Here is a 12,507-nt window from a genome sequence, read left to right as displayed (position 1 = left end):
TGCAACGTTGCAGGAAGTCCCCTCTTCCCGTCTGCCCGCACTCATAACGGCAATGTCAGCAGGCGTGACTTGCTGTTGAGGCCACGATCCTTACACGGGAAATGGCATCACAAATGTGAAAGGAATCCCATGCTCTCTTCGGTCCATCTGCTGCAGCCTCATCTGCTGAGCCTGCTGCGCATCGTCTCGTCACTTGTACTTTTCAGCTACGGAACGCAGAAGATTTTGCATTTTCCGGTTGCGGCAAGCGTGCCGGCCGCGGGCTCGCTCTCCTGGATTGCCGGGCTTATCGAACTCACCCTCGGCTTCCTGGTCCTGGTGGGATTCCAGACCCGTATCGCAGCCTTCGTGCTCTCCGGCCTGATGGCCTTCGCTTATTTCATCGGGCATGCGCCGAAAGGCATCTACCCCGCGCAGAACGGCGGCGTCGCGGCAATCCTGTTCTGCTTCGTGTTTCTATATCTGGTGGCGGCAGGCGCAGGACCGTTGAGCGTGGACAACCTGCTGAAGCGTGGCCGCACGGCCGCAGCCTAATCACAATAAACAAAAACGCCGAGGCGACTTTGAGCTCGCCTCGGCGTTTTTCATTGGGCGACGCGGATCGGCAGATTCAGACCTTGACCCATGCGCCGTTTTTCTTGGAAGAGGCGACGCAAGCCTCGACAAAGGCCACACCCTTCACACCGTCATCGACAGTAGGGTAGACCACTGCCTTGTCGACGGCCTTGCCCTTCTTGCGGGCATTGATCGCATGCGCGGCTTCGGTATAGATCGTCGCGAAGGCTTCGAGATAACCCTCCGGATGTCCAGACGGCACGCGCGAGACGCGGCCGGCAGCCGCGCCCGAACCGGCGCCGCCCCGGGTGATCAGCCGCTTCGGTTCGCCGAACGGTGTGTACCAGAGGTAGTTCGGGTCCTTCTGAGTCCATTCCAGCCCGCCCTTGGAACCGTAGACGCGGACCATCAGGCCGTTTTCATGGCCGGGCGCCACCTGGCTGCACCAGAGCATGCCCTTGGCCGGCTTCTCCGAGCCCTTGGCCTTGAAGCGCAGCATCACATGGGCGTTGTCATCAAGCCGGCGGCCGGGAACGAAACTGTCGAGATCGGCAGCGAGACTGTCGAGCTCCAGGCCTGACATGAAGGCGGCGAGATTATAGGCATGCGTGCCGATATCGCCTGTGGAGCCGCCGACGCCGGATTGTGCCGGATCGGTACGCCAGGCGGCCTGCTTCTGGCCGGTCTGCTCGACCGCCTCAGTCAGCCAGTCCTGCGGATATTCGGCCTGGACGACACGGATATCGCCGAGTTCGCCGTTCGCGATCATCTCGCGCGCCTGGCGGACCATCGGATAACCGGTGTAATTATGCGTGAGCACGAAGAGCGCGCCGCTCTCGTCGGCAATCTTCTTCAGCTTCTTCGCGTCAGCAAGGTTCGATGTCAGCGGCTTGTCGCAGATGACATGGATGCCGCGCTTCAGGAATTCCTTGGCGGCGTCGTAATGTACATGGTTCGGCGTGACGATCGCCACCGCCTCGATGCCGTTCTTCAGCTTTGCCTCGCGGATCGCCATCTCGCGGTAGCTGGAATAGGTCCGCGACGGATCGAGGCCGAGATCGCGGCCTGACTGAACCGCCTTTTCAGGCGTCGACGACAGCGCGCCGGCGATAAGATCGTACTGATCGTCGATGCGTGCCGCGATCCGGTGCACCGCACCGATAAACGCGCCGGCGCCGCCGCCGACCATGCCGAGGCGGATCCGCGGCTCGCGGGTCTGTTCCGATGATGCTTCGATTGCCATTCTGTCCTCCTGAAATTTAAAACTTGGTGCGGATGCGCCCCTCATCCGGCATCGTCCTTCTCCCCGCAGGCGGGGAGAAGGACGATGCCGCTATGTCCCTCGCCACTCTCTACCGTTTGATGTGGGCAGGTCCCCTCTCCCCGTCAGAACGGGGAGAGGGTTAGGGTGAGGGGCAGCCTCGCAGCACGCCCTATGTCTTAGAGCCCCAGCATGCGCCGGTTCGCCGCCTGGTCGGTGCCGCTGCCGGCAAAATCGTCGAAGGCCTTTTCGGTGACGCGGATGATATGGGCGGCCACGAATTCGGCCCCTTCGCGGGCGCCGTCCTCCGGATGTTTCAGCGCGCATTCCCATTCGACCACGGCCCAGCCGTCGAAATTATTGGCCGTCATCTTCGAGAACACCGCGCCGAAATCGACCTGGCCGTCGCCGAGCGAGCGGAAGCGGCCGGCCCGTTCCACCCAGCCCTGATAGCCGCCATAGACGCCCTGGCGGCCGGTCGGATTGAACTCCGCATCCTTGACGTGGAACATCTTGATGCGGTCTTTGTAGATGTCGATATTGTCGAGATAATCGAGGCACTGCAGGACGTGGTGCGAGGGATCGTAGAGCATGTTGGCGCGCGGATGGTTCTTCACCCGCTCCAGGAACATCTCGAAGGTGATACCATCGTGGAGATCCTCGCCCGGATGGATCTCGTAGCAGACGTCGATACCGTTCTCATCCGCATGGTCGAGGATCGGCGTCCAGCGGCGGGCGAGTTCGTCGAAGGCGGTCTCTACCAGGCCGGCAGGACGCTGCGGCCAGGGATAGATGAACGGCCAGGCGAGCGCGCCAGAGAAGGTCGCATGCGCCTTGAGGCCGAGGTTTTTCGAGGCCGTCAGCGCCATCTTGACCTGCTCGACCGCCCATTCCTGGCGCGCCTTCGGATTGCCCCGCACCTCGGGTGCGGCAAATCCGTCGAAGGCTTCGTCATAGGCTGGGTGAACGGCGACGAGCTGGCCTTGCAGGTGGGTGGAGAGTTCGGTGATCTCGATGCCGTTTTCGCGGGCCTTGCCGGCGAATTCGTCGCAATAATCTTTGGACGTGGCGGCCTTCTTCAGATCGATCAGCTGGCTTGCCCAGGTCGGCACCTGGACGCCCTTGTAACCGATGTCGGCCGCCCATTTGGTAATCGCGTCCCACGAGTTGAAAGGAGCGGTATCGCCCGCGAACTGGCCAAGGAATAGGCCGGGGCCTTTGATCGTCTTCATGTCAGATTCCTCCCTGAATATCGACCGTAAACGTTTCTGAAGTGTTGTAGCACGCAATTTGGCGGGCGCAAGGCGCCTCCTTACCTTACAGCGCCGCGCGTCTGAAAAGACGCGCAAAGGACGCTGTAACACTTAGGATCGCTGCATAATTTTATCCTTAAATCGATTCCGATTTAAGGAATTATGCAGTAGCCAGCGGATTTGGCGCGAGGCCGGAAGCGAATGGCGCGAGCTAATCACGGTGGGCTTTGGCGGACAAGAGGTACGTGCAGCATTTTCGGCTGTACCCTGGATCGACGCATTAAAAATGCGCCCATCCTTTCGAATGGGCGCATGTCTCCAGTCGATGGATCAGAACGGAGAATCCGGGAAGTAGAAGTCCTTGGCATTGTCCTTGGTGACGAGCGTCGCGTCGAGGATGTAGCTGCCGTGAACCGGGACCTGATCGTAGAGTGCCGCCGCCGTCAGCTCCATTGCCGTGCCGACCATTGCCGGCGGATAGAGGACGTCGACCGGGATCAGCTTGTCGCCGTCCATGACCTTCTTCACCATGTCCTTGGAGCCAGCGCCTGCGACGACGTATTTGATGTCGGTACGCTTGGCCTGCTCGATTGCCTGCAGAACGCCGACGGCCATGTCGTCGTCCTGGCACCATACGACGTCGATCTTCTGGTACTTGGTCAAGTAGTCCTGCATGACCTTGAAGGCATCGTCGCGGTTCCAGTTGCCGTACTGGCGGTCGAGAACCTTGACGTTCGAGCCGGCAATGCCCTTGTCGAAGCCGTCCTGGCGCTGCTGGTCGATCGGGATCGGCAGACCGCGGATGACGACGACCTGCGCATCAGGCGTGGTGTCCTTGATGTACTTGCCGGCGACTTCGCCGAGAGCCGGATTATTGCCGGCGACATAGAGGTCGCGCACGGAGTTGTCGTTGCTTGACGGCGCGCGGTCGACGAGGGCGACGAACTTGCCCTTGCCCTTGACTTCCTTGATGGCATTGACGAGCGGATCCGGATCCGACGGCAGGATGACGAGGGCGTCGATGCCCTGTGTATCGAGATCCTGCACGGCGTTTGCCTGGCTGGCAGCGTCCGGCGAGGTCTTGACGATGACGTTGAGACCGGGATGTTCGGCCATCAACAACTTGGCGGCGCGCTCGGCATGAAACACCACGCCCGACGTCCAGCCATGGTCGGCGGCCGGAATGGAGACGCCGATGGTGAATTTCTTGTCCTCGGCGTGAGCGGCGCCGGCGAACGTCACCGCCGCAACCGCCAGGCCCAACATCAATCTATGCATGCTATTTCCTCCCAATAATTTCAGGGACTTTTCCATATCGGGACCGGACGCCCTGAAGCCCGGTCAATTGCAAGCCCCGGTCAATGCAAACCGGATTATTTCATGATTTGCGCACCAGCGAGCGCTGGACGAACATGGCGATGATGATGATCGCACCCTGGATGGCGCCGATCAGATACTCGCTGATGAAGTTCGAAAGCAGCATGATATTGCCGACGAGTTCGAGAATGAAGGCGCCGCAGATCGTCCCCCAGACCCTGCCGGCGCCGCCCTTCAGCGCCGTGCCGCCGACGACGACGGCCGTGATCGCCTGGAGCTCCCACAGGATGCCCGTTGTTGCCGACGTCGAGCCGAGACGGGGAACATAGAGCAACACGGCAATGGCGACGCACAGGCCCTGGATGACGAAGGCAATCGTCCTGACGCGATTGACCGCGATGCCGGAATAGCGGGCAACATCGCTGTTTGATCCCACAGCAACAACGTGGCGGCCATAACGTGTGCGATAGAGGATAAAGGCGGCAACCGCCGTCACTGCCAGGATCACCACGATCGGTACCGGCACACCGGCGATAGTGCCGAAATAAGCAGGACGATAGAGCGTCTGGATATCGGCGGAGCGAAGAGTGATTGCGCCGCCCTGCGACAGCCATGTCGTCAGGCCGCGATAGATGCCCATCGTGCCAAGCGTTGCGATGAAGGGCTCGATCTTGCCCACCGTCGTGATCAGGCCGTTCGCCAGGCCGCAAAGCGCGCCGGCGACGATCGTGAAGACGGCCGCGACCGTCAGCATCAGGACCGGGTTTTCGATGGCGCCCGAATTCATCAGCAGGATCATCAGGCTGGCGACGAAGGCCACCATCGAGCCGACCGACAGGTCGAGATCGCCTGCTGAGATCACGAAGGTCGCGCCGACCGCAATGATGGCAATGAAGGCGCTGCGCGTTGCGACATTGGCAAGGTTGGTGATGCCGATGAAATTGGGATTGACCAGGGCCCCGACGATCAGGAGCAGTGCCAGGGCGACGAAAGGCGCGACCGCACGCAGATCGACATCCCGCCAGGATCGGCGCCGGATTTCCCTGGTCTCCTCGTTGACACTCATTTCCAAAACCAACCTCCCGTCCCATACCTGCTGGGCGTCTTGTCTGTGATCGGCGTCGTCGCGACGACGCTTCGTGTTCGGCTTAGGCAGCCGCCTTCTTTTTAAGCCCGGCGGCGTAACGCATGATCTCCTGCTCGGAAATCTCATCGCCCTCGAGCACGCCGACGATATGTCCTTCACGCATCACCACCACCCGCGTGCAGAGGCCAATGACCTCCGGCATCTCCGACGAGACGACGATGATCGAACGGCCGTCCCGGGCCAGCGCCGAGATGAAATGATAGATCTGCTGTTTGGTGCCGACATCGATGCCGCGCGTCGGCTCGTCGATGATGATGATGTCGGGCTCGGTCTCCATGACCTTGGCCAGCAGCAGTTTCTGCTGGTTTCCACCCGACATCCGGCCGGCGACGATATTGCCGTCGCGCACCCTGATGTCGAAACGGCGCTTGGCCTTCGCCAGAGCACCCGCTTCGCTGCCCGGGCTGAGATAGCCTCGGCGAGAATGCCTTCCGAGCGATTGCAGGGTCAAATTGGTCATCATGCCGGAGCGCAGCAGCAGGCCCTTCGACTTGCGGTCCTTGGTCATGTAGGCGAGCCCGCAGCGATTGGCGGCATGGACATCGCCGGAGGGAACCGCTTCCCCCTTGATGACCACCTCACCCTCGAGACGGGTCCGCAACCCGGCGATCGCTTCCATCAGCTCGGTGCGGCCGGAGCCGATCATACCGGAAAAGCCGATGATCTCGCCCTTGCGCACCTCGAAGCTCGCATCCCTCACATAGCCCGTCGACACCGAAGCGACACTGAGGACGACCTCCTCGTCGACATCAGGTTCCACTTTGGCGGGATAAAGGCTCGAAAGCTCGCGGCCAACCATCAGCTGCGCGATCGATTCCCCGTCCAGAATCGACGTCGGCGACGTCTTGATCCACTGGCCGTCGCGTAGCACGGTGACACGATCAGTCAACTCCATCACTTCGTCGAGCTTGTGCGACACGAAGACGAAGCTCGTACCCTGGTCACGCAGCTTGCGAACCTGCTTGAAGAGCATATTGGTCTCTTCCCGCGACAGCACCGCGGTCGGCTCGTCCATGAACACGACCCGCGCGTCGCGGCTGATTGCCTTGGCGATTTCGACCATCTGCTTGTCGGCGATGGAAAGCGTGCTGATCTGCGCATTCTCATCGACATGCGAACCGAGCACATCGAGAACTTTGCGTGTCTCCGACCTCATATATTTGCGGTCGAGCACGCCGAAGCGCGTGACTTCGCGCCCGAGAAAGAGGCTTTCCGTCACGGTCAGATGTTCGGCGAGGTTGAATTCCTGGTGAATGATGACGATGCCAAGCGCCTCGGCAGCGCCGTTGGGCGGCAGGACGACAGGCTTGCCGTCGAGCAGGATTTCGCCGGAACTCGGCTGTTCGAAACCGGACAATACCTTGACAAGCGTGGATTTGCCGGCGCCATTTTCACCCATCAGCGCATGGATTTCGCCGGCGCGGAGATCGAAATTCACGCTGAAGAGGACCTGCACCCCACTGAAGGATTTGCATATGCGCCTAGCGGACAGCACCACGGGTGCAGTGTCGGCAGTCTCCACGGTCATCAGATCCTCCCCAAGCGGTTCTCCGGCCGCTAAGGACCTTATGTAAACCTTTACATACATCGTGTAAAGGTTTACATCGTTGATTTACACAGATCAGTTGAAGCCTGCCTTTGACCTCCCGACAAGTCTGTGTAGTGTCGCGGCGAAGACAGCCCAAGGCAGAGCCCAGTGTCGAATTCCACGCCCGCAACAATCGAAGACGTCGCCCGGATCGCCGAGGTCTCCATCGCGACGGTGTCCCGGGCAATCCATATGCCGGAGAAGGTCGCCAATTCCACCCGCCTCAAGGTCAACCAGGCGATCGCGATCACCGGTTACACCACCAATGCCATGGCGCGCAGCCTGAGGCTCGGCCGCTCCAACATGATTCTCGTCGTGGCGCCCGATATCGGCGACCCCAATTTCTCCAACATTCTCGTCGGGTTGGAAAACGAGGCGCGCGCGCACGGCTACGGCATCCTGATCGGCCACACGCAGAACGACGCCCAGCGCGGGCTCGAATATCTGAAATTCTTGAATTCCAACCAGGCAGCCGGGCTTATCCTGTTTACCGGCATCCTGCCCTTCGGGCATCAGACGATGACTGCGCGGCTGCCGCCGAGCGTCGGCGTTTTCGAGCCTGTCTTCAACGGCGGCATTCCCTATGTCGGCGTCGACGATACCGAGGGCGCCAGGAAAGCGGTGGACCTGCTGCTGGCCGAAGGGCATCGAAAGATCGCCTTCATCGGCGATTCGCGCACCCGGCTTGCCTATACCAGACGCCGCATGGGCTATGATGCCGGCCTCGACGCCGCCGGCGTCCCGCCCGACTTGCGGATCGTGCTCGAAGGCGATGGCACGATCGAGAGCGGGCGGCATGCGGTCGAACAGCTTTTCATGCGCGACACGCTTCCGACCGCCTTCATGTGCGTCAACGACCAGACCGCGATCGGCGTCATGATCGGGCTCGGCGCGCGAGGCTACGACATTCCGGGGGATTTCTCGGTGACCGGTTTCGACGACGTGCCGCAGGCCGTCTTCATATCCCCGCCGCTGACTACGATCCGCCAACCGAGAACGGCGATCGGAAAACAGGCGATGGCGCTGCTGCTCGAACTCCTGTCCGATGGCCGGCCGACCGAAACGGAAATCCTGCTCCGGCCGGATCTGGTGGTTCGAAACTCCGTCTCTGCGCCGTCGCGCAACTGGTCGAAGCGTTGAGCCGATAGAGATAGAGGCTGAGGACATAGCGCCCGCAGCCGTTCAGAAAGGGTTGCGCCGACGACCGCTGGCCGCCGCCGGCGCGCTTGATCAGACGTAACGATTGACGACGTTCTCGAGCAGTTCCTGCTTGCCGGATCTCGGCTGCGGATTGACGTCCTTGGTCTCGACCCAAGTCGTGATCTCATCCAGCGAATACTCGCCGCGGAAGAGCTTCTGCGCCTCGGCGGATTCCCAGCCGGCATAACGATCGGCGAGCGGCTGCGACAGAGCCTTGTCCTCGATCATCCTGGCAGCGGCCTTCAGGCCGCGGGCGCAGCAATCCATTCCGCCAATGTGACCGATCAGCAGATCCGCCGGCTCGAGAGACTGGCGGCGCAGCTTCGAGTCGAAATTGGTGCCGCCGGTTTTGAAGCCCCCGCCTGCCAGAACGTGATAGTAAGCGAGCGCCATTTCGGGAACATTGTTCGGGAACTGGTCGGTATCCCAGCCAGATTGGTAGTCGTTGCGGTTCATGTCGATCGAGCCGAAGATGCCGAGCGCATTGGCAAGCGCCAGCTCGTGCTCGAAGGAGTGGCCGGCGAGGATCGCGTGGCCCTGCTCGATATTGAGTTTCACCTCGTTTTCAAGTCCGTGCTTCTTGAGGAAGCCATAGACGGTCGCAACGTCGTAATCGTACTGGTGCTTGGTCGGCTCCTGGGGCTTCGGCTCGATCAGGATCGTGCCCTTGTAGCCGATCTTGTGCTTGTATTCGACGACGAGGTTGAGGAAGCGTCCGAGTTGGTCGAGCTCACGTTTGAGATCGGTGTTGAGCAGCGTCTCGTAGCCTTCGCGGCCGCCCCAGAGCACGTAGTTCTCGCCGCCCAGCTTCTGCGTCGCGTCGATGCAGGTCTTGACCGTCGCGGCGGCGAAAGCAAAAACGTCAGGATCCGGGTTGGTCGCCGCACCGGACATGTAGCGGCGGTTGGAGAACAGGTTTGCCGTGCCCCAGAGCAGCTTGGTGCCGGTTGCGGCCTGCTTCTCGGCGAAGTAGTCGACGATCTCATTGAGGTTTTTGGTGTTCTCGGCGAAATTCTTGCCCTCCGGACGCACGTCGGCGTCATGGAAGCAGTAATAGGGCGAGCCGAGCAGCGAGAAGAATTCGAAGGCGACGTCGGCCTTGAGCTTGGCGGCCTTCATCGTGTCCTCGAACCAGGGGCGCAGGAAGGTCTGGCCACCGAAGGGGTCGCCGCCCGGCCAGGTGAAGGTGTGCCAATAGGCCACGGCAAAGCGCAGGTGGTCTTCCATGCGCTTGCCCATGACGATCTCGTCCGGCTGGTAATGGCGGAAGGCCAGCGGATTGGTGCTGTCGGGGCCTTCGTATTTTATTTTCTGGATATCGCCGAAAAATCCGGTGCTCATCTTGGGTCTCCTTGGGTCGGTAGTTCAGTCTTATCGTCTGTGCCATCCAGCCCCTTCATCCGACCTTCGGGCCACCTTCTCCCCGAGGGGAGAAGAGGAACGGAGGCACCGCTGCGAGTCTCTTCTCCCCTCCGGGGTCCGAAGGACGGGCGAGACCCGCGGCTCGACCAGGCAAAGGTGCCGGCCGGCGGATGAGGGGGCCGCTGGCTCCAGTTCTCAATGCGCCAGCGATTTTATCGCCGGATAGAGTGCGCGGTAGCGCTTGTAGGCATCCTCATAAGTGCCGCTCAGTGCAGACACCGGCTCGATCGTGCCCGATGTCACCGGCGGCGTGCAGACGGCAATCGGATCTGCCCCGGTTGCCGCGATAAGACCGAGGCGGGCGGCGCCGAAGGCCGCGCCAAAATCGCCATCGGCCGGCAGGTCGACCGGAACGCCGAGCGCGGTCGCGATCGACGCCAGCCAGTAACGCGAGCGCGAACCGCCGCCGATTGCCGTGACGCGGGATATGCCGGTGCCGGCCGAGCGCAGCGCTTCGAGATTATCGCGGATGGCAAAGGCAACACCCTCGAGCACCGCCTGGGTCAGCACGACACGGCTGCTTTCATGTTCGAGGCCGATGAAGGCGCCGCGGATGACGGCATCATTGTGCGGCGTGCGCTCACCGGAGAGATAGGGGAGAAAGCTGACGCCGGTCGGCGCCTTCAGCGTCTCGCCGAGTTCTCCGGTCAGGTCGGCGGCCGATTTGCCGGTGACCCCGGAATGCCAGTTAAGCGCATCGGTGGCCGACAGGATGACGCCCATCTGGTGCCAGGTGTTCGGCAGCGCGTGGCAGAAGGCATGCACGGCGCTTTCCGGCTTCGGCAGATAGGAGCCGTTGGCGGCAAAAAGCACGCCCGACGTGCCGAGCGAGACGAAGGCGGCGCCGTCGCTGACCGTGCCCATGCCGCAGGCCGAGGCTGCATTGTCGCCCGCGCCGCCGGCAACGACGGCATCGCCGGAAATGCCCCATTGCGTAGCAAGTTCCGCCCGCAGCTTGCCGGCCTGCTCGGTGCCTTCGACGAGTGCCGGCATCTGCTCCTTGGAAAGATTGGTGGCAGCCAGCAGTTCGGACGACCAGGCCCGCTTGCCGGTATCAAGCCAGGAAGTGCCGGCCGAATCCGACATTTCGGAGATATATTCGCCGGTCAGCCAAAGACGCAGATAGTCCTTCGGCAGCAGCACCTTGGCGATCCTGGCAAAGACATCGGGCTCATGCTTCTCGACCCAGGCGAGCTTCGGCGCCGTAAAGCCAGGAAAGACGATATTGCCGGTAAGCGCGCGGAAGCGCGGATCGGCATCGAGGGCCGCAGCCTCGACGTGGCTGCGCGTGTCGTTCCAGAGAATGCAGGGACGCAGCACCTTGTCGGTGGCATCGATGAGCGTCGCGCCGTGCATCTGGCCGGAAAGGCCGATGCCCTTGACTGCAGCCAGCTCCTTCGGATGTTTCGCCTTGAGGCCGGCGACGGCCTCCTCCGTCGCACGCACCCAGTGGGCCGGCTCCTGCTCCGACCAGCCAGAATGCGGACGCGAGACGTCGAGCGCACCATTGGCCGAGCCGACGATCTTCTGATCGCCGTCGATCAGCATCGCCTTGACGCCGGAGGTTCCGAGATCGAGACCGAGATACATGGGGTATTCTCCTTTGCCGTTACGGCAGATTGTCTTTCAGAAATATGTCGAGGCGGATGCGCTCTTGCGCTTCGATGACGGCAAGCCCGTCCGCCTTGGCTTTCAATACACGGATGGCGCTACGCACTTCATGGCCGGCGTCCTGGTTGAGGATCGCATCGATCGTATTGTCGACGAGTGCTGCGCGCGTATGGGCGGTGAGCTCGTGGGCGATGACCGTCAGCGTCCGGCCGACGGCCTTCTCCTTCAACGCCCGGATCAGGCCGCGATTGCCGGCGCCTAGGCTGTAGACGCCGATGATATCGGCATTCCCGAGCGCGTCGGCAACGAGCCTATGGGCGACCTCGGGGTCGTCGCGGCCTTCGAGAACCGGCAGGATCGCAAGATGCGGAAACTCCGCAGCCATGACTGCGGCAAAGCCCTCCAGCCGCTCGCGATGGTCGCGCACCAGCATGGAGCCGGCGAGCACGGCGATCTCGCCCTTTCGCGATCCGAGAAATCGCCCGAGCAAGCGGGCCGCTGTACGGCCGGCCGCGATATTGTCGACGCCGGCATAATGATGGCGCAGCGATCCGGTGAGATCGGAAACCAGGGTGACGATGGGAAAGCGCTCGCGCACCAGCCTGTCGACGGTGGCGCGCACGTCAGGTGCATCGGTCGCGACCATCGCGATGCCGCAAGGCCTCTCCCGGGAAAGCTCTTCGAGCACGGAGACAAGGGCTGCCGGATCGAAAGCCGGCACCTCGATGGTGCGGATATCGGTACGCTCGGCCGGCGAGCGAAGCACCGCCTGCCGGATCTCGGCATTGAGCCCGTGCATGAAGGAATTGTCGCTGGCCGGAAGGATGAACACCAGTGGATAGGTACGTCCCTTGGCGAGATTGGCGGCGGCGACGTCTCTGATATAACCGAGCTCACGGATCGCCGTTTCGACCTTCTCCCGCGTGACGTGACGCACACCTGGGCGCTGGTTGAGAACCCGGTCGACAGTCGCAAGACTGACACCGGCGGCAGCGGCGATATCGTGAACTGTAGGCCTCATCATTCCTCCTGACGAGACCATTAGCGCCAAATTTGATGTACGTAAATCAAAAAATCGAACAGGCCGGTTCCCTTATCGATTTTCCGGTATTGATATCTGCTTCGGACTGATCCCGCCAGCGATCATCCGCCC

10 protein-coding genes are annotated in these 12,507 nt (G+C 61.8%); 2 read left to right on the top strand and 8 right to left on the bottom strand.

Translation table 11 applies throughout. The features are described from left to right. Positions 1-129 precede the first annotated feature (129 nt). Positions 130-534, top strand: a complete 405-nt coding sequence (locus HJB84_RS19160) for a DoxX family protein (RefSeq protein WP_207581840.1) — start codon at positions 130-132, stop codon at positions 532-534. A 76-nt stretch (positions 535-610) separates the two neighbouring features. Here the strand turns inward: HJB84_RS19160 and HJB84_RS19155 are convergent, their stop codons facing one another. From HJB84_RS19155 to HJB84_RS19135, 5 genes are all read right to left on the bottom strand, one after another. Continuing rightward, positions 611-1,798 (bottom strand): Gfo/Idh/MocA family protein, encoded by a 1,188-nt coding sequence (locus HJB84_RS19155; protein ID WP_207581841.1) that lies wholly within the window; start codon positions 1,796-1,798, stop codon positions 611-613. A 197-nt stretch (positions 1,799-1,995) separates the two neighbouring features. Continuing rightward, positions 1,996-3,048, bottom strand: a complete 1,053-nt coding sequence (locus HJB84_RS19150) for a sugar phosphate isomerase/epimerase (protein ID WP_221116602.1) — start codon at positions 3,046-3,048, stop codon at positions 1,996-1,998. Between the two features lie 351 nt (positions 3,049-3,399). Beyond that, positions 3,400-4,347: a substrate-binding domain-containing protein gene (locus tag HJB84_RS19145; RefSeq protein ID WP_207581843.1), complete on the bottom strand. Its 948-nt coding sequence runs from the start codon at positions 4,345-4,347 to the stop codon at positions 3,400-3,402. 100 nt (positions 4,348-4,447) lie between these two features. Then, the gene (locus tag HJB84_RS19140) at positions 4,448-5,452 is read right to left on the bottom strand and encodes an ABC transporter permease (protein ID WP_207581844.1); all 1,005 of its coding nucleotides are present in this window, start codon (positions 5,450-5,452) and stop codon (positions 4,448-4,450) included. Between the two features lie 82 nt (positions 5,453-5,534). Further along, positions 5,535-7,061 (bottom strand): sugar ABC transporter ATP-binding protein, encoded by a 1,527-nt coding sequence (locus tag HJB84_RS19135; RefSeq protein ID WP_207581845.1) that lies wholly within the window; start codon positions 7,059-7,061, stop codon positions 5,535-5,537. 168 nt (positions 7,062-7,229) lie between these two features. Here HJB84_RS19135 and HJB84_RS19130 point away from each other — a divergent pair, with 168 nt between their 5' ends. Then, positions 7,230-8,261: a LacI family DNA-binding transcriptional regulator gene (locus HJB84_RS19130; protein WP_207581846.1), complete on the top strand. Its 1,032-nt coding sequence runs from the start codon at positions 7,230-7,232 to the stop codon at positions 8,259-8,261. A 90-nt stretch (positions 8,262-8,351) separates the two neighbouring features. Here the strand turns inward: HJB84_RS19130 and xylA are convergent, their stop codons facing one another. The 3 genes from xylA to HJB84_RS19115 form a co-directional block, all read right to left on the bottom strand. Beyond that, positions 8,352-9,662 (bottom strand): xylose isomerase, encoded by a 1,311-nt coding sequence (gene xylA / locus HJB84_RS19125; RefSeq protein ID WP_207581847.1) that lies wholly within the window; start codon positions 9,660-9,662, stop codon positions 8,352-8,354. Positions 9,663-9,878: 216 nt separating this feature from the next. After that, a complete protein-coding gene (xylB, locus tag HJB84_RS19120) occupies positions 9,879-11,333 on the bottom strand; it encodes a xylulokinase (protein WP_207581848.1) in 1,455 nt (484 codons plus the stop codon). A gap of 19 nt (positions 11,334-11,352) precedes the next feature. After that, positions 11,353-12,375 carry a LacI family DNA-binding transcriptional regulator gene (locus tag HJB84_RS19115; protein ID WP_207581849.1) on the bottom strand — a complete coding sequence of 341 codons (1,023 nt, stop codon included), beginning with the start codon at positions 12,373-12,375 and terminating at the stop codon, positions 11,353-11,355. Between the last annotated feature and the right edge of the window lie 132 nt (positions 12,376-12,507).

Origin of the sequence: Rhizobium sp. NZLR1b (genome assembly GCF_019685155.1) — a bacterium.
Lineage (GTDB): Bacteria > Pseudomonadota > Alphaproteobacteria > Rhizobiales > Rhizobiaceae > Rhizobium.
Note: the sequence above shows the minus strand (reverse complement) of the source record. Positions and strands in the feature narration are given on the sequence as shown.